The organism is Bacteroides sp. 1_1_14 (assembly GCF_000162515.1).
GTDB lineage: Bacteria > Bacteroidota > Bacteroidia > Bacteroidales > Bacteroidaceae > Bacteroides > Bacteroides thetaiotaomicron.
In genome coordinates this window covers 721,921-741,053 of record NZ_GG774702.1, presented here as the reverse complement: position 1 = coordinate 741,053, position 19,133 = coordinate 721,921, and the positions used below count along the sequence as shown (strand labels likewise).

At 45.8% G+C, this 19,133-nt stretch carries 11 protein-coding genes and 1 pseudogene; 3 read left to right on the top strand and 9 right to left on the bottom strand.

All coding sequences use genetic code 11. The annotated features are described in order from the left end of the window. Positions 1-47 precede the first annotated feature (47 nt). Both HMPREF9007_RS21555 and HMPREF9007_RS21560 read right to left on the bottom strand, forming a co-directional pair. Complete coding sequence (locus tag HMPREF9007_RS21555; RefSeq protein ID WP_008760025.1) at positions 48-2,687, bottom strand: valine--tRNA ligase; 2,640 nt, start codon at positions 2,685-2,687, stop codon at positions 48-50. A gap of 64 nt (positions 2,688-2,751) precedes the next feature. Further along, positions 2,752-3,390 carry a hypothetical protein gene (locus HMPREF9007_RS21560; RefSeq protein WP_008760024.1) on the bottom strand — a complete coding sequence of 213 codons (639 nt, stop codon included), beginning with the start codon at positions 3,388-3,390 and terminating at the stop codon, positions 2,752-2,754. Between the two features lie 91 nt (positions 3,391-3,481). Here HMPREF9007_RS21560 and HMPREF9007_RS21565 point away from each other — a divergent pair, with 91 nt between their 5' ends. Beyond that, positions 3,482-4,549 carry a DUF3810 domain-containing protein gene (locus HMPREF9007_RS21565; RefSeq protein ID WP_008760023.1) on the top strand — a complete coding sequence of 356 codons (1,068 nt, stop codon included), beginning with the start codon at positions 3,482-3,484 and terminating at the stop codon, positions 4,547-4,549. Positions 4,550-4,654: 105 nt separating this feature from the next. Beyond that, positions 4,655-5,443, top strand: coding sequence for a nucleoside triphosphate pyrophosphohydrolase (mazG, locus tag HMPREF9007_RS21570; RefSeq protein ID WP_008760022.1), 789 nt, complete (start codon positions 4,655-4,657; stop codon positions 5,441-5,443). A 193-nt stretch (positions 5,444-5,636) separates the two neighbouring features. Here mazG and HMPREF9007_RS21575 read toward each other — a convergent pair whose 3' ends face one another. The 5 genes and pseudogenes from HMPREF9007_RS21575 to rpsA all read right to left on the bottom strand — a co-directional run bounded on the left by HMPREF9007_RS21575 (position 5,637) and on the right by rpsA (position 9,959). Beyond that, the gene (locus HMPREF9007_RS21575; RefSeq protein ID WP_008760021.1) at positions 5,637-6,104 is read right to left on the bottom strand and encodes a hypothetical protein; all 468 of its coding nucleotides are present in this window, start codon (positions 6,102-6,104) and stop codon (positions 5,637-5,639) included. Positions 6,105-6,130: 26 nt separating this feature from the next. Continuing rightward, positions 6,131-6,517, bottom strand: coding sequence for a hypothetical protein (locus HMPREF9007_RS21580; RefSeq protein WP_008760020.1), 387 nt, complete (start codon positions 6,515-6,517; stop codon positions 6,131-6,133). Between the two features lie 47 nt (positions 6,518-6,564). Then, on the bottom strand, positions 6,565-7,116 hold the full coding sequence (locus HMPREF9007_RS21585; RefSeq protein WP_008760019.1) for an RNA polymerase sigma factor: 552 nt from the start codon (positions 7,114-7,116) through the stop codon (positions 6,565-6,567). Next, on the bottom strand, positions 7,103-8,053 hold the full coding sequence (locus HMPREF9007_RS21590) for a ribonuclease Z (protein ID WP_008760018.1): 951 nt from the start codon (positions 8,051-8,053) through the stop codon (positions 7,103-7,105). Before HMPREF9007_RS21590 ends, HMPREF9007_RS21585 begins: the two co-directional genes overlap by 14 nt. 104 nt (positions 8,054-8,157) lie before the next feature. Continuing rightward, positions 8,158-9,959, bottom strand: a pseudogene (gene rpsA, locus HMPREF9007_RS21595) (30S ribosomal protein S1). 168 nt (positions 9,960-10,127) lie between these two features. Between rpsA and HMPREF9007_RS21600 the strand changes: the two are divergent. Further along, the gene (locus tag HMPREF9007_RS21600) at positions 10,128-15,956 is read left to right on the top strand and encodes a DUF3320 domain-containing protein (protein ID WP_008760017.1); all 5,829 of its coding nucleotides are present in this window, start codon (positions 10,128-10,130) and stop codon (positions 15,954-15,956) included. Positions 15,957-15,989: 33 nt separating this feature from the next. On the opposite strand, the gene HMPREF9007_RS21605 is transcribed toward HMPREF9007_RS21600, so the two are convergent. Both HMPREF9007_RS21605 and HMPREF9007_RS21610 read right to left on the bottom strand, forming a co-directional pair. After that, the gene (locus tag HMPREF9007_RS21605) at positions 15,990-17,123 is read right to left on the bottom strand and encodes a retron St85 family RNA-directed DNA polymerase (protein WP_008760016.1); all 1,134 of its coding nucleotides are present in this window, start codon (positions 17,121-17,123) and stop codon (positions 15,990-15,992) included. A gap of 205 nt (positions 17,124-17,328) precedes the next feature. After that, positions 17,329-19,133: DUF5686 family protein (locus HMPREF9007_RS21610; protein ID WP_008760015.1), on the bottom strand; the 1,805-nt coding region annotated here is incomplete at its 5' end.

Below are 19,133 nucleotides of genomic sequence, written 5' to 3'. Positions count from 1 at the left end.
AATCTATCGGGATGCCTCTCCATTACATATTTTTATGTATCAGTTCATTATGCCTTTTTTAAAGCTGCGATGCTTTCTTTCAAAGAGCTGATGATACTTTCCGCATCGGCCTGCTTCTTACGTTCCATTTCGAGAACGGTTGCGGGGGCGTTATTGACAAATTTCTCATTGCTGAGTTTCTTCAATACACCTTGCAGGAATCCTTCCTTATGTTTCAGTTCAGCTTCCATACGGGCGATTTCGGCTTCTACATCAATCATATTGCCTAGTGGCACAGCGTATTCGGTAGTTCCTACCATGAAGGAAGAAGCACCTTCCGCCTTGCTCTCTACCACTGTAATGGAAGAAAGGTTACACATCTTCTGAATCACCGCATTGAACTCTGCAACCGGATTTTCGCCCAGCACCTGCAAGTCAAGCGGTTCTTTCTGAGCTATGTTCTTTTGCAGACGGATGCTGCGGATATTACTGATAACTCCCTTGACAACTTCAAACTGTGCAACGAATGCGGTGTCTACATAAGTATCCATGCTCAATGCACTTACCATCAGACTTTCTCCTTCTTCCGCATTACGTTCGTACATCTGTTGCCACAATTCTTCTGTGATGAACGGCATAAACGGATGAAGCAGATGCAACAGGTTATCGAGGAAGCAGAGAGTAGCGCTATAAGTGGTACGGTCAATTCCCTGTCCGTAAGCCGGTTTAATCATTTCCAGATACCAGGAAGAGAATTCATCCCAGAATAATTTATAAACAGCCATCAATGCTTCGCTCAGACGGTATTTGCTGAACAAGTCCGCTACTTCGGCAGCTACTTCGTTCTGCTTGGATTCAAACCAGTGGACAGCCAGTTTAGCGGCATCCGGAGCTTGAATATTATCGTCAATCGTCCAGCCCTTGATCAGACGGAAAGCGTTCCATATCTTGCTGCAGAAGTTACGTCCCTGTTCGCAGAGTGCGTCGTCGAAAAGAATATCGTTTCCGGCGGGAGCTGCCAGCATCATTCCCATACGGACACCATCGGCACCATATTTGTCGATCAGTTCCAACGGGTCGGGTGAGTTGCCGAGTGACTTGGACATCTTACGTCCCAGTTTGTCACGAACGATCCCTGTAAAGTAAACGTTCTTGAACGGCATCTTTCCTTCATATTCGTAGCCCGCCATGATCATACGTGCCACCCAGAAGAAGATGATATCCGGTCCGGTCACCAAGTCGCTGGTCGGATAGTAATAGCTGATTTCCTCGTTACCCGGATGATTGATTCCGTCAAACAGGGAGATAGGCCACAACCAGGAAGAGAACCAAGTATCCAGACAATCTTCGTCCTGACGAAGATCATCCATCGCCAAAGCGGCGTTTCCTGTTTTCTCTTTGGCTTTTGCCAGCGCTTCTTCGGGAGTGACGGCTACCACATAGCCACCTTCCGGCAGGAAGTAAGCAGGAATACGATGTCCCCACCACAACTGGCGGCTGATACACCAGTCTTTGATGTTCTCCATCCAGTGGCGGTATGTATTCTTATATTTGGCAGGATAGAATTTCAACTCATCGTTCATTACCGGAGGCAATGCCATATCGGCAAAATGCTGCATTTTGAGGAACCACTGCATAGACAATTTCGGTTCGATCACTACATTGGTACGTTCCGAGTAACCTACTTTATTTGTGTAGGCTTCTGTCTTTTCGAGCAATCCGGCAGCATCGAGGTCCTTCTCTATCTGCTTGCGGACGTCGAAACGATCCATACCGATATACAATCCGGCAGCTTCGCTCAATGTTCCGTTATCGTTGAAGATGTCGATGCTGGGCAGATTATACTTTTCACCCAACATATAGTCATTTACGTCGTGGGCCGGAGTTACTTTCAGACAACCGGTACCGAACTCAATATCCACATAATCGTCCTCGATGACAGGGATAACACGGTTTACCAACGGAACGATGACTTTCTTTCCTTTCAGCCATGCGTTCTTGGGGTCGTTGGGGTTGATGCACATTGCCGTATCGCCCATGATTGTTTCGGGGCGGGTCGTTGCTACTACTGCATAGCGGCCTTCCGGATCACCTTCCACCTTATAGCGGAGATAGAACAGTTTTCCGTGCTCTTCCTTGTAGATCACTTCTTCGTCGGAAAGGGCAGTCAACGCTTTCGGATCCCAGTTTACCATGCGGACACCACGGTAAATCAATCCTTTGTTGTACAGGTCTACAAATACTTTCAATACGCTTTCGCTGCGTTCCTCGTCCATAGTGAAGGCGGTGCGGTCCCAGTCACAGGATGCACCCAGTTTGCGGAGCTGCTTCAGGATAATGCCTCCGTGCTCTTCTGTCCAGTCCCAGGCATGTTTCAGGAACTCATCACGGGTCAGGTCTGTCTTCTTGATGCCCTGGGCAGCGAGTTTGTTTACAACTTTTGCTTCGGTAGCGATGGAAGCGTGGTCAGTTCCCGGCACCCAGCAGGCATTCTTGCCTTCCATACGGGCACGACGAACCAAAATATCCTGAATGGTATTATTAAGCATGTGTCCCATGTGCAACACACCGGTGACGTTCGGGGGCGGAATGACGATGGTGTAAGGTTCACGACCATCGGGTTTCGAACTGAATAAACGGTGTTCCAGCCAATACTGGTACCACTTTCCCTCCACGTCAGCGGGATTGTACTTACTTGCTAATTCCATGTTTCTTTATGTATATGATAATGTATATTCAAAAAATAACGGCTGCAAAATTAATAATTTTAATTCAAATCTTACCACCCACAGGATGTTTCTGTGCCCGGAAAGATAATTTATATCCCTCATAAACAGCAATTCCATAAAATAAGGCGGACATCGACACCACATTCTTCACCATGACAGAAAAGATTTCGCCATAATCGACTCCCGTCAGCACTTCGAAAAACGTCATATCATAATCCTTGGCAGCAAAGCCGATGATGGATAAGAAATCACCCAACACACAACTGATCAATGCCAATACCGCTCCCAAAATACCGAAGACGGGACGTATCCCCTTCCCCTGCCGCATGGCGAAACCGACCATGAATCCGACTCCGATAGCCATATATCCCATCTGAAGACCTGTAGAAACGGAGATAAGACTCCATGCCACCGCCCCCAAGATACACGCGACGGATGCATACAGCACTCCTTTGGGAAGATTTTCTTCGGCGAGAAGTTCTTCTTCCGTCATTGACACCGGAAAGTCGTCGGGCTTGGGAGGAGCCATCTTCAACAGTTCTTCATCCTTCTCGAAGTTTTCGCATTCTTCGTCAAAGTCAGGAAGCTCTCTGGTACGTTTGCAAACAAGCCCTTTCCCATTCACGAAATCACGTGACACGCAATTCCGGCAATACTTTTCAATTTCTTCTACGGTAGCCATCTTTCGTTTAACAGTTTTTTTGCAAATATAGAGGTATTTTTTCGCGTGACGTTTATTTAATGCATATTTTTGTTGACTAAAATCTGAACGGATGATGAAACGGAAACTGATAATTAGATATATACTCCTGGGAGTACTGCTGCTTCTGGTATGGATGACACAGTCGATTCCCGCGTTGGGAAACCTGTATTCACAAACCGTTTATCCTGTCATCTCCCGCGTTTTGTCATTCTTCTCCAACTTATTCCCTTTTGCCATAGGGGATCTATTTATTTTCGGGAGTATCACGGGAGTCATCGTTTATCCTTTTTATGCCCGTATCCGCAAGAAACTGCCGTGGAAAAGGATTCTGCTACGTGACGGGGAATATCTGTTATGGGTTTACGTATGGTTCTACCTCGCGTGGGGGTTAAACTATTCGCAGCCAAACTTTTACCAGCGTACGCATATTCCTTATACAGCTTACACACCGGAGATTTTTCAAGAGTTTGTGGATAACTATATCGACTCACTGAACAGTTCGTTTGTTCCCGTAAAAGGAATCCATGAGGAACAGGTACGTGACGAAGCTGTCAAACTTTACAATCAATTAAGCGACAGCCTGGGAGTACACCACCCTCCATTTCCCAACCCACGGGTCAAGACGATGGTTTTCACCCCATTCATATCAATGGTCGGAGTGACAGGAAGCATGGGGCCTTTCTTCTGCGAATTCACCTTAAACGGAGACTTGCTCCCCATCAACTATCCGGCAACGTACACTCACGAACTGGCTCATCTGCTGGGAATTTCGAGCGAGGCAGAGGCCAATTTCTATGCCTATCAGGTTTGTACCCGTTCACAAATAAAGGGAATCCGTTTCAGCGGCTACTTCTCGATTCTGAATCATGTACTGGGGAATGCCCGACGACTGTTGAGTGAAAAAGAATACGCCGATATAATCAACCGTATCCGACCGGAGATTATAGAACTGGCGAAAAAGAATCAGGAATACTGGATGGCTAAATACAGTCCGTTGATCGGTGATGTTCAAAACTGGATATACGACCTCTACCTGAAAGGAAACAAAATAGAAAGCGGAAGAAAAAACTATTCGGAAGTGATCGGGCTGTTGATTTCGTATCAAGTATGGAAAGCGAAAACCGCATCAGACCAATAAAAAGACTTTTATTAGCGCCCTTGCTTCTGTTTTCGTACCGATTAAGGCTATAAAAGACAAGGAAGCATTATCTTTGCAACATTATTTATAAAAAAAATCAAAGGAATGATACATACAAGAGAAGAACAAATGGAAGCCTTCGGCCGCTTTCTGGACATCCTCGACGAGCTTCGGGTCAAATGTCCGTGGGACCGCAAGCAGACGAATGAAAGTCTGCGCCCCAACACTATAGAAGAGACTTACGAGCTTTGTGATGCCTTGATGAGGGATGACAAAAAAGATATTTGCAAGGAGTTGGGAGATGTGCTGCTACACGTAGCATTCTATGCAAAGATCGGTTCGGAGACAGGAGACTTCGACATCAAAGATGTCTGTGACAAGTTGTGCGACAAACTGATTTTCCGCCATCCTCACGTATTCGGAGAAGTAAAAGCTGAGACTGCCGGACAGGTATCCGAAAACTGGGAACAGCTGAAACTGAAAGAAAAAGACGGAAACAAAAGTGTATTAAGCGGTGTTCCCGCTGCACTCCCTTCACTCATCAAGGCTTACCGCATTCAGGACAAAGCCCGCAATGTAGGCTTCGACTGGGAAGAACGGGAACAGGTATGGGATAAGGTAAAAGAAGAAATCGGAGAATTCCAAGCAGAGGTAGCCAACATGGACAAAGAGAAAGCAGAAGCCGAATTCGGTGACGTCATGTTCAGCCTCATCAATGCGGCACGCCTCTACAAAATCAATCCGGACAATGCTTTGGAACTAACCAATCAAAAGTTCATCCGCCGTTTCAACTACCTGGAGGAACATACGATTAAAGAAGGGAAAAACCTCAAAGATATGTCTCTTGAGGAGATGGACGCTATTTGGAACGAAGCTAAGAGAAAAGGACTGTAACACCATCCTCCTTCCTTATGGAATGGATATAATACCTGTCCAAACTCTGTTATTCCCACTTCCAATGGTCTACTCTTTTAGTAAAGCAACAAAGATACATCCGGAAACAAAAATCAGAGGCTCTATCCTATGCGGATAGAGCCTCTGATTTACTCTGACAGAACGTCCGTTTCATCCAAACAGAGCCTCCGTTTTATTTCTTCCTTTTCGGATCATTTCCTCCGTCCTTGCGGTTCATGCCTTTCAGCATTTCCCGATGGAAACGCATCTCCGCACGTTGAACAAGGAATATCTTCTTATTGGAAAGTATCTTTTTAAACCGGTCCAGATAAGACTTATCAAGACGGTCGGCAGCGATACGGTTGTCACATACCTTTGCTACAATTTCTTCGTACTGGGCTTCTGTTGTTTTGTCGTCTTTACCTTGACGCATTAAACTCCACGATTCATCGTTCAGTTTCTTCTTCTTCTCCTGCAGTTCAAAATAAACCGGGAAGAATTTGGCAGCCTCTTCTTTGGTCAATCCGGCCTGCTCAATAATAAACGCTTTCTGTTTATTCCGGAATTCCTCACGGGACAAATGCTGGTCACATCCATCGGCAGCCCAAAGAACAGGCATAAAGCCACATAACAAAACGACTAAAGCGATTAGTTTCTTCATTTTCTTATTCAATCTGTTTTAATAAATCATTCTACACTCGCGTCACTCAGATAGACATATAACGAATAATCATCCAACATCGCACGGTCTAACGCAACATCAATCATCTCGTCGGATACCTGTTCCGTATCCGCTTCCATAGCCGTTACTGCCACCGCTATATCATCTGCCACCGGTTTATGGTCTGATGACGCTACCCGGATAATCAGGGCAGCTCCTACAAACATAGCCGCCATATAGAATAATGGTTTCAATCTCGTCCATGTCGAAACATGCTCTTCCTTGAAAGCGACTTTCTCTTTTTCAGGAAGTTTGTTCATCACCTCTGAAGTCAGATTTTCAAAGTAACCGTCGGGCACTTTGAAGGAATGCTCCTTTCCGATTTTCTTCAATAGGGTATCTTCTTCTTTCATACGTTTTTCTCCTCTCTTTTGATTAGACGATGTCTGCTTTAAAAGGTTTAATCTACTTCTTCCAAAAACTTCTCTATTTTCTTTACCGCATGGTGATAGGAGGCTTTCAGCGCTCCGACTGAAGTTCCAAAGATTTCTGACATCTCTTCGTACTTCATTTCCTGATAATACTTCAGATTGAACACCATTCGTTGTTTTTCGGGCAAGGTAAGCAATGCTTTTTGCAATAACATCTGCACCTGATCGCCCGAATAGTAGGGATCACTCTCCAGCTTCTGCACAATCGCCGCTTCGGGATCGTCGATAGCCACCGTCGTTGTAGCACGCTGCCTGTTCAGAAAAGTAAGACATTCATTCAGCGCAATACGGTAGAGCCACGTAGACAACTTCGCCTCGGCACGGAAATAGTCAATATTTGTCCATGCCTTGATGAAGGTGTTTTGCAGAAGGTCGTTCGCATCTTCATGCGACAGTACCATCCGGCGGATCTGCCAGTATAACTGCTCGCTGTATTGCGCCACAATCAACTCAAATCCTTTCCGCTGTGTACTCTCCTCCTGAAGGAGTTTCAGAACCTCACGTTCGTTATAAGGGGTCATAGTCTCTCGTATCTGTATAGTTATTTATGGTTATGCACATATTCTCTCTTGCCAAAACCGTTTGGGGGAAGATAGCCGCCGCTTCATTCAACAATACAGACTCGTCCTCATAACGGGCGGAAAAATGTCCGATGACTAATTGTTTCACTTCAGCATTCAAAGCAATCTGTGCGGCCTGTGCAGCAGTTGTATGATGAGTTTCCCTTGCCCGCACCTGTTCGGTCTGAGCAAAGGTGGCTTCGTGGAAAAGAAGGTCTACCCCCTTTATCTGCTCCACGATCTCAGGTCGGTAAATCGTATCGGAGCAATAAGCATATTTTCGTGCAGGGGCAGAAGGACGGGTCAGACGATGATTCGGAATGACTTCTCCTTCGGGAGTTACAAAATCCGCTCCGTTCTTGATCCGGTTCAGTTCGTAAACGGGTACTTTATAGAAATCCACCATATCTCTGATGATATGATTGGGACGCTGCTTTTCTTCAAAAAGAAAACCACAGCAAGGAATACGGTGTCTCAGAGGAATGGTGGTCACAGCCACCGAGCGGTCGTCATAGATCAGCGTCGGCTCCTTCGTCTCAAATTCATGGAAAAAGACTTTATAGGCCAGCGTTTTGCAAAAGAAAGAAAGTAAGGGAGCAAACAGTTCTTCCAGTCCTTTGGGTGAATGGATATGCAAGTCTGCCGTTCGTCCCAACAGACCGAAGGTAGAAATCAGTCCTAACAGTCCAAAGCAATGATCGCCATGAAGATGGGAAATAAAGATATGATTCAAGCGGGAAAACTTCAAGCGGGAACGACGCAACTGCATCTGCGCTCCTTCCCCACAGTCAATCATAAAAAGCTTTTCACGCAAGTTCACAACCTGCGATGTCGCAAAATGGCGAGTGGTGGGCAAAGCAGAACCGCATCCAAGTATATGTAGTTCGAATTTCTCCATAGCGGCACAAATGTACACAAGTTTTTTGGTATTTGCGCTATCATGGCAAAACAAAAAAAGCGCCCCGATAATCGGAGCGCTTTTCCATTATATAGAAATAACGATTATTTCTTTCCTTCCAACTGTTCTTTCAAAGCAGCCAAAGCGTCGATGTCGCCCAGCGTAGTTGAAGCAGCCTGGTTTTGGATCATCGGAGCATCTTCTCTCTTGTTGTTAGAAGACTTTTTAGCACCGGAAGCAGCTTTCTTTTCTGCTCTTTCTTCAGCCTTAGCTACATCTTCGAAGATACGACTGTGAGACAGGATGATTCTCTTAGCGTCCTTGTTGAACTCGATCACTTTGAATTCAAGTTTCTCATCCAACTGAGCTTGTGAACCGTCTTCTTTTACAAGGTGTTTCGGAGTTGCGAAACCTTCTACACCGTAAGGAAGAGCTACAACAGCACCCTTATCCAACATTTCGATGATAGTACCTTCGTGTACAGAACCTACAGTGAATACTGTTTCGAATACATCCCAAGGATTTTCTTCGAGTTGCTTGTGACCAAGGCTCAAACGACGGTTTTCTTTGTCGATTTCCAATACCTGAACTTCGATGTCAGCACCAATCTGAGTAAATTCTGACGGGTGTTTTACTTTCTTAGTCCAAGAAAGGTCAGAGATGTGGATCAAGCCGTCAACACCTTCTTCGATTTCTACGAATACACCGAAGTTAGTGAAGTTACGTACTTTTGCAGTATGCTTGGAACCTACAGGATACTTTTCTTCGATAGTTTCCCATGGATCTTGTTTCAGTTGTTTGATACCCAAAGACATCTTACGTTCTTCGCGGTCCAAAGTCAGAACTACAGCTTTCTACTTCGTCGCCCACCTTCATGAAGTCCTGAGCAGAACGCAGGTGCTGGCTCCAAGACATTTCTGATACGTGGATCAGACCTTCTACACCTGTAGCGATTTCGATGAATGCACCGTAGTCAGCCATAACAACCACTTTACCTTTCACCTTGTCACCTACCTTCAAGTCAGTGTCAAGAGCATCCCATGGGTGCGGAGTCAGTTGCTTCAAGCCAAGAGCGATACGTTTCTTTTTCGTCATCGAAGTCAAGGATAACAACGTTGAGCTTCTGATCCAGTTCAACCACTTCTTTCGGATCACTAACGCGGCCCCAAGAAAGGTCTGTGATGTGGATCAAACCGTCTACGCCACCCAAGTCGATGAACACACCGTAAGAGGTGATATTCTTAACAGTTCCTTCAAGAACCTGTCCTTTTTCGAGCTTGCCGATAATTTCTTTCTTCTGTTGTTCCAGTTCAGCTTCGATAAGAGCCTTGTGAGATACAACAACGTTTTTGAATTCCTGGTTGATCTTAACCACTTTGAATTCCATTGTTTTGCCAACGAATACATCATAGTCACGGATCGGTTTAACGTCGATCTGAGAACCCGGCAAGAATGCTTCGATTCCGAATACGTCTACGATCATACCACCCTTTGTGCGGCACTTGATGAATCCCTTGATAATTTCTTCATTTTCCAGAGCAGCGTTAACGCGATCCCAAGAACGAGTAGCGCGGGCTTTTCTGTGTGACAGAACGAGTTGTCCTTTTTTGTCTTCCTGGTTTTCGATGTATACTTCTACAGTATCACCTACCTTCAGGTCCGGATTGTAACGGAACTCATTCAAAGGAATGATACCGTCTGATTTGTAACCGATGTTCACAACTACTTCACGCTTGTTCATTGCGATTACGGTTCCGTCAACAACCTCACGGTCGTTCACTTTGTTAAGCGTACCGTCGTAAGCTTTTTCTAGTTCTTCGTGGCTTGCGCTTGTTACAGCTTCGCCGTTTTCATAAGCATCCCAGTTGAAGTCCTCAATAGGAGCTACGTTCTTTAAGTTTTCCATTAATAAATAAATTGTTTAATACTTTAATTGAATAAGACATTATATTATCTATAAATCGGGCGCAAAGGTAGGAATATTTTCTTGACCGACAAAAGAATACCCAAAGAAAAGATGGTGATATCCGTATTTTTTGTAATATTGCAAAACTAATATTATACGACTTTCAACATGAACGGAACATTGGACAAAATCAGGGTGCAGTTTGATTATCTGCCACTTATTAATTTCGCGATGCAGCAAAACAAAGTATCGGTCATCCATCAGCTTTCGATTGAAAATATGACGTCCGAACCCTTCAGAAACATTCAGGTACAAATCACGGCCGAGCCCGACTTCGGCAGTATCACTCCTGTGATGATGGAAGCGATTCCCGCCAATAATTCCGTGTGTCTGCAATCGTTCAGCCTGGTCTTGTCCGCCAATTATTTCGCCCAGCTGACCGAGCGTATGTCGGGAAGTCTGAAAATAGAAATCCGCTCCGAGGCGGAAACGATCTTTGCCCAGACCTACCCCATCGACATTCTGGCATACGACCAATGGGGCGGAATCAATATATTCCCCGAGATGCTGGCAGCATTCATCACCCCGAATCATGCCGTGCTCACTCCTATTATCAAGAGAGCCGCCGCCATTCTGGAACAGTGGACCGGTACTCCTTCACTGGACGAATACCAAAGCCGCAATCCGGACCGTGTGAGAAAGCAGATGGCAGCTATCTACACCGCCCTCACCGAACAGCAGATTATTTACAGCACCATTCCCGCCAGCTTCGAAGAGCACGGGCAGCGTGTCCGTCTGATAGATTCCGTACTGGCACAAAAGCTCGGAACTTGTCTGGATATGGCACTGCTTTATGCTTCCTGCCTCGAATCCATCGGACTGAATGCCCTCATCGTCATCACCAAAGGGCATGCTTTCGCAGGCGGCTGGCTGGTGCCGGAAACCTTTCCGGACCCTGCCATCGACGATGTATCCTTACTGACCAAACGAACCGCCGAAGGAATCTACGACATTACACTGGTAGAAACCACCTGCATGAATATGGGACATAATGTCGACTTCGACAACGCTGTGAAAAGCGCTAACGGCAAACTGAGCGATCCGGGCAGTTTCATCCTCGCCATCGACATCAGAAGGGCCAGGCATTCGGGAGTCCGCCCGATCCCGCAGCGCGTACTGAACGGACAAGTATGGGAAATAAAGGAAGATGAGGATATGAACAGAAATACCACGCACGCCACTCCGCAAAGCGTGAATCCATATGATTTGTCGGGCAGCGAAACTCAGACAGTCCTCACCAAACAGTTGCTTTGGGAAAGAAGACTGCTGGATTTGAGTCTGCGCAACAACTTGCTGAATATCCGGATTACAAAGAATACTCTTCAGCTGATTCCGGCAAACCTTGCCTGTCTGGAAGACGCCTTGGCGGAAGGAGATGAGTTTCGTATCCTCCACCGTCCCGCCGAATGGGAGAATCCGGCGATGGAGTTTGGCATTTATTCTTCCATACCGGAATCGGATCCGATAGCCGACTTCGTTAATTCGGAGCTTTCACAGAAAAGGTTACGTTTTTACTTGCCGGAGAATGACTTGGGCAAAGCACTGACTCACCTGTACCGTTCGTCCCGTACTTCTATCGAAGAGAACGGAGCGAACACGCTTTATCTGGCTCTCGGACTTCTGAAATGGTACGAAACGCCTTCCAGCGAGCGTCCCCGTTATGCACCGATATTGCTGCTGCCGGTCGAAATCATCCGCAAGTCAGCCGCCAAGGGGTATGTGATTCGTTCGCGGGAAGAAGAAACGATGATGAATATCACCTTATTAGAAATGCTTCGTCAGAATTTCGGCATTTCCGTACCGGGACTTGATCCGCTTCCGACGGACGAAAGCGGAATCAACGTAAAACTGATTTATTCCATCATCCGGCACTGCATCAAGAATCAGCGCAAATGGGATGTGGAGGAACAGGCTATTCTAGGTATCTTCTCCTTCAACAAGTTTATCATGTGGAACGACATCCACAACAATGCTCACAAACTGACTCAAAACAAGGTGGTCTCCAGCCTCATCAACGGAAAGATCGAATGGGACGTAACTGCGGAAGAAGTGGATGCCGCCTACATGGACAGGCAGTTATCTCCGGCAGATATTGTGCTGCCCATCATTGCCGATTCATCTCAGCTGGAAGCGATTTATGAAGCGGTGCACGACAAGACTTTTATCCTGCACGGCCCTCCGGGAACCGGAAAGTCCCAAACGATAACGAATATCATCGCCAACGCGCTTTATAAAGGTAAACGAGTCTTATTTGTTGCCGAGAAGATGGCAGCCCTCTCCGTCGTCCAAAACAGACTGGCGGCCATAGGGCTTGCCCCGTTCTGTCTGGAGATTCACTCCAACAAGACAAAGAAATCCACTGTCATCTCGCAACTAAAGGAGACAACCGAAATCATCAGACGAACTCCTCCCGAAGAGTTCAGGAAGGAAGCCGAACGCCTGCTGAAGTTACGAACGGAACTAAACAAATACATCGAAGCCTTACACAAGGAATATCCTTTCGGACTTTCCCTCTATGATGCGATCATCCACTACCAGTTAACAGACGTTGAACCCTGCTTCGATATCCCGTCATCTTATCTGGACAATCTGGACAAAGACCGATTCTCACATTGGGAAGATGCCATCGAATCTTTGGTCAGTACCGCCAATGCTTGCGGCCACCCGTATCTTCACCCATTGACAGGGATTTTCATTCGGGAATATTCGTCCGCCATCAAAGAGGAAGCCTTACAAACGCTCGCCACTTTCATCGGCTTATTGACTGCCATACAATCGAAACAGCCTGTCTTTTCCGCTTTACTGGAAAATACGGACATTCATCCCACCCGCAAGGATTTCAATATAATCAGCGCCATTATCCGAAAAATACTCGATATTCCGGAACTGACGCCCGAACTGCTGACCACTCCTTTATTAAATGAAACGCTAGAAGAGTACCGGAAAGTGACGGAACACGGCAGGAAACGCGATGAAATCAAAGCAGAAATAGAAAACGGATTCACCAAAGAGGTACTGAAGATAAACGCCGGCCCCATGCTGGCCGAATGGAATCGGGTATCCGCCCAATGGTTTCTCCCACGATATTTCGGACAAAGAAAAATAAAAAAGGTGATTCGTCCTTACGCTCTGCAACCGGTAAAGCCAGAGACAGTCCAGCCTTTGCTCCATCAGGTCATCCGGTATCAGGAAGAGCTTGATTTTACAGACAGATACGCCGCCAAGCTGCCTTCTTTATTCGGAAGATTCGGAAGAGATGAAGAGTGGCCCATCATCGATCAGATCATCCATGAGGTATCTTCGCTTCATTCCCTGTTACTGAGTTATTCAAAAGATGTGGCGAAAACATCCCGAATCAAACAGAACTTAGCGTTACAACTGACAGAAGGTATCCGGACATTCAGAGATATCCATTCTCATTCTCTGAATGAATTGTATCAGCTGGTCGACACGCTTACGGCAACCGAGCAACGGCTTTCCACCACTCTGGGCATAACCGTAGAGACGCTTTATACAAACTCCGCCGACTGGATCGGCATCGCCCTACAGCAAGCCGGAATATGGAAAGAAAATCTGGACAAACTCAAAGACTGGTATCAATGGCTTCAATCCTACAACAAACTGAACGAGCTGGGTCTCGGATTTATCGCAGAAGAATATAAGGAAAAGAATATTCCTACGGATTTACTCACCAGCAGCTTCCGCAAGAGTTTCTACCAAGCCGTTATTCACTATATCATCGCCAAAGAACCGACGCTGGAATTATTCAACGGCAAGATATTCAATGATATTATAACCAAATACAAGCAGGTATCCGCCAACTTCGAGGACATTACCAAAAAGGAACTGTTCGCCAGACTGGCTTCCAACATTCCGTCCTTCACCCACGAAGCCATTCAAAGTTCAGAAGTCGGAATATTACAAAAGAATATACGCAATAATGCACGCGGAATATCCATCCGCAAGCTATTCGATCAAATACCTATCCTACTGTCCCGTATGTGTCCGTGTATGTTGATGAGTCCTATATCGGTTGCCCAATATATCGATGCCGATGCAGAGAAATTTGACTTGATCGTCTTCGACGAAGCTTCACAGATGCCGACTTACGAAGCGGTAGGTGCCATCGCCCGAGGCAAGAATGTAGTTATCGTAGGCGACCCCAAACAGATGCCGCCTACCAGCTTCTTCTCCGTTAATACCATTGACGAAGACAACATCGAGATGGAAGATCTGGAAAGTATCCTTGACGATTGCCTCGCTCTCTCTATCCCTTCCAAATACCTGCTGTGGCATTACCGAAGCAAACACGAAAGTCTTATCGCTTTCAGTAACTCCGAATATTACGATAATAAGCTGATGACTTTCCCGTCACCGGACAATATTGAATCGAAAGTCAGAATGGTCGCCGTAGACGGTTATTATGACAAAGGAAAATCCCGTCAGAACCAAGCGGAAGCGCAAGCCATAGTAGACGAAATAGCGAGAAGGCTGAGGAGCGAAAAATTAAGGAGAAAAAGTATGGGGGTAGTTACTTTCAACGTGGTTCAGCAGGCGTTGATAGAAGATTTGCTATCCGATCTCTTCGCCTTTCATCCTGAACTGGAAACCTTTGCGCTGGAATGTGAAGAACCCCTGTTCATCAAGAACCTTGAAAATGTGCAAGGAGACGAACGGGATGTGATACTGTTCTCCGTCGGCTATGGTCCCGATGCCGAAGGGCGCGTCAGCATGAACTTCGGTCCGTTGAACCGTGCGGGAGGTGAAAGACGGTTAAACGTAGCCGTCTCCCGTGCCCGATACGAAATGATCATCTTTTCTACGCTGAGATCGGACATGATTGATCTGAACCGAACTTCTTCTATCGGAGTAGCCGGGCTGAAACGCTTCCTTGAATATGCGGAGAAAGGAACCAAGCGCATACTGAATACCTCGACTAATATTCGGACCTCGGAAGAAGAAACTTCTATCGAAAAGATTATTGCCGACAAGTTACGTTCTTTGGGATATACCGTACATACTGATATAGGCTGTTCCGGATATAAGATCGATATTGGCATTGTCGATACTCAAACCCCGTCCAACTACCAATTAGGTATTATCTGTGACGGAAAGAACTACAGACGTACCAAGACTGTCCGTGACCGGGAAATTGTTCAAAACAATGTACTCAAAGCACTGGGATGGAATATCTGCCGTATATGGACGATGGACTGGTGGGAAAAGCCGGATGAAGTGATGGCGTCTATACAAGCAGCGATTGCTCAGGATATGAAAGCGGAGAAACCGGTTATAGTAAAAAAGGAACAAGAAAAAAGAGAAAAGAATGTGCAGGAAACGCCGATGCAGCTAAAATCTGCATGCGTATACACAAACTTTTCTTTTATCTCCGTACAAAATTATAATAATACTAAAATACGTCCGTTCCTGTACGCTGCCGACGACATCTTCGCTAAAAGAAATAATCCTATTATTGTCTCCCAAGTCCAAAAGATAATAGAAAATGAAGCCCCGATCAGCAAAACCTTACTTGGAAAGAAAATCATATCCGAATGGGGAGTCAACCGTGTAGGACCACGAATAGATGCTCAATTGGAAATAATATTCGACACATTACATCTTTACCGCATAGAACATGACGGGCTTATCTTCTGCTGGAAAGATGAAGCGCAATACCGTTCTTATTCAGAGTACCGTCCCGATTCCGACCGAGATGCAGCGGATCTGCCACCCGAAGAAATAGCCAATGCCATCCAACAAATATTAATCAATTCCATCAGCCTGCCTTTACCCGATTTGGCAAAAGCATGCGCACAAGTATTCGGCTTCACACACATGGGGTCAAACATCGAAGCATCCATGCTCAGAGGGATTCAGGAAGCGGTAAAAAGGAATTATGCCAAAGTTGAAAACGGAAGGGCAACGATCATCGATTAACACGGTAAGGCAGACACAAACAGCCGCCACCCGTCAATACCCCTTCTGCAAACGTTTCAGAGCAGCAATAGAATCAGCTACATACGTATTATCCGGTTCTATGGAACGCCAATAACAAAGCGACCCTATCAACCGTTTCAGATAGGCAGGATCATGGGAGCCGATTCTGCGTTGATGTTCCGCCAGCCCCTTTGTCAAAATGAAATAGACATTCTTGCGAATCTCTCTCTTTCGGGCTTTAGGAATGGTCAGCTTCACACCGGAGCTGACGGATACGCCCGTGATTATCTTCCTGTCATTCTCATTCAGAAAACGAGTTTTCTGATGATTCGGTTCAAACTTCTCTTCCCTGATGATTTCCTTTACCCGCGCAAGCACCTGCTCTTTCGGAAAGACATCGCCCGAAAAGGTGAGGTCGTCGGCATAACGACTATAAGTCAGCCCGAATTCTTCCGCCATCGCCGCCAGTTTCCGGTCCATCTCATAAGCGATGATGTTACTCAGTACCGGACTGGTAGACGCTCCTTGCGGCAAATGCCGACGCATACAACACAACTCGCCCAGCACTTTCGATATATTCTTCGGATAGCCGATCTTTTCGAAAGTCTTTTTCACCCTCGGACTACGTATGGAAATAAAGAAATCATGGATATCCGTCTTCAAGACACAGCGTTTTCCCAGATGAGGACGGACGTTATCGACGATGGAATGCTGACGCCGGAATCCCGTAGCGGCAGGATGCACATTTACAGACAGTAATATACGATGATAAATAGTATCCTGAATGGCTTTCAGTTCCTTGTCCGGAGCAGAGATCATACGGTATCCTTCTCTCCGCTTTCTGATCCAGAACTCCCGATAATGCGAAGAGACATCCTGTAGTATCTCTTTCAACCTCATCACCTCTATTCCCAACAGATTGGCACACCACACCACCGCCTCTTCATCAAATACAGGACATGTTCTCATTTTAGGAGTGACTACTCCTAAAGCATGCCTGAGCCAGGCTCCATGTTCCCATTTGTTTTTGGAAGTCTCTTCGTTAGTAGTATTACCGCTGCCTGTTGCTTTCCATCTCTTGTATCCTTCCTGTTTCCGGCTCGAAGAAATCAATTTATAAATCAGAAAACCGGTAACAATAAGTATCGTAATTAAAATTCCGTCCATCTTGTTGTTACATATATAAAAAGGAGAAGAAGAGGATGAGATTTTACTAAAATAAATAGAGGTATTTATACCAGAGATTTATTTTCCAGGAAAATACCTGTGCCTGCGAGGCGACTACACCTCTTTTCTGCTAAATTTTTCCTCATCCTCTTCCTCACAAAGATATGTATTTTCTATACATTATGCAACTGTTATGAAGAAAAAACTATCGGTTAAACAACTCGAAAGTAAATTTACATCCGATCCCGCTGAACTTCCAGTTCTCACTGCTGACGAATACTCCCACATCAAAGACATGCGTACCGATACCATAACCCACTTCCAGATATGGCTGGAGATGCGGCATAGAGAGCGCACTGATATAAAGACGTTCGTTCTGCACATAGCGGGTATATTTCATCAAATGCCGGAGAATAAGGAAAGGAGCCTCGTAAGTGAAATGTCCGCGTACATAGCGGCGGGAGGAGTTGTACCAACGTCCGTCGAGCACCTGAAACACACCACCGATTTCATCATTCCACCCTACCGGCAGATTATGACGGGCAAAATTGGCAAAGTCCACAAAGTACAGTTCATCCTGATTGGTAAACGCCCCGAAGCCGAAACGATAATAAATATTTCGCATCAGCCCCAGCTGAATCTTATGTTGAAGGTCGAATTCTATCCGTTCATATTCTCCGGTACTTTTAAATACTCCTTCTATTCCCCGTTCATAGTCCACCGAAAATGTCGGATAGTCAGAGCGGAGATTGATCTTACGCTTTCCGTTCATATAATAATAAAGCGCCGGAGTCCATTCCACCCGGATGCGCGGGGCAAAGCTGATATAGGTATTTCTGAAGCGTTCCATAAATTCCGGCGGAGGCATTGGATAGTCACCCGTAATCACAAAACGGGATTTCTCGACAGCTGTTCTCTTGTGTGCCGAGAAACCGAGGCTGATATCCAGTCCGTTGGTAATTTCAAAACTATGACGGAAGTTGAAATACAAGTCCTTGAAATAATCCAGATGGATGAGGTCGAAGTTAAAGATACTGTCCGGCATCGCTTTCAGTTCGTCCAGCATCTTGCTGCTATAGATACGGTTACCATTACCCACACTCAACCGGAAAAAGCCCCGTTTCTGCGGCCAGTACTCAAAGTCAGCATTCAGCGACCAGTAGAACTCTTTCCGTGTAAAGTTATAACCCAGTTTGGGTACGATGCGGAGCCACTTGTCGCCTCTGAAAATCCGGTTGTAACGGAAATCCTGTCGGTATGATAATCCGTTGCTTCCGCTATAACTGAACAAAAGCGGATTGATAAACGGCGAGAAGCGGACACTTCCGATATTGGACAGGTTGAATTTATAATCTTCCACCATCAGGTCGCCCATCGTTCCCCAGAAAGCCTGACTCTTGGATTTTCGTTGCACCGACACGGTATCCCGTCTGTATGCGTAATCCTTATAAAGTTGTTTTTCTCTGTCACTCAAAGGAATGGGACGTAATACGCCAAACGTGGAAGCATCTGTTTTATAGGCATTCGTATCACACTGCAAGGAGAATGATTCCGACAAATTATACTTTTTCTTCTCCTTCTTCCGAACCTTTCTTTCTTTCAGTTCTATTGATTTATAGTCCAACGAAGCGGTATAATTGCCGTCCACCTTATTGCCCAGGAACTTAAAAAGGGCCTCCACATCATAACGCACCGGGAGAAACTCATCTTTCTTTCCAACTTCCCCCATCTTGATCCAGCAAGTAAACGTAATCAGTTCCGACCGTCCCGAAAAACGTATTTCACGCACGCTCCATACATTGCTGCTGACAATCATATAGCCGCCCACCAGCTGGTCGCTCTTGGTACGGGGAATGAAACGTATCCGGTAGTCGAGATTATTGGGATCGCCCATCACACTGTCTATCCGGTATTTGTAGTATTTCTGCCCGTTCTTGGCAAGCGGAGACAGCAAGCGTTCGTCATTCAGAAGAGAAGATGAGTAGATATTGACACTAAAATATTCAAGCA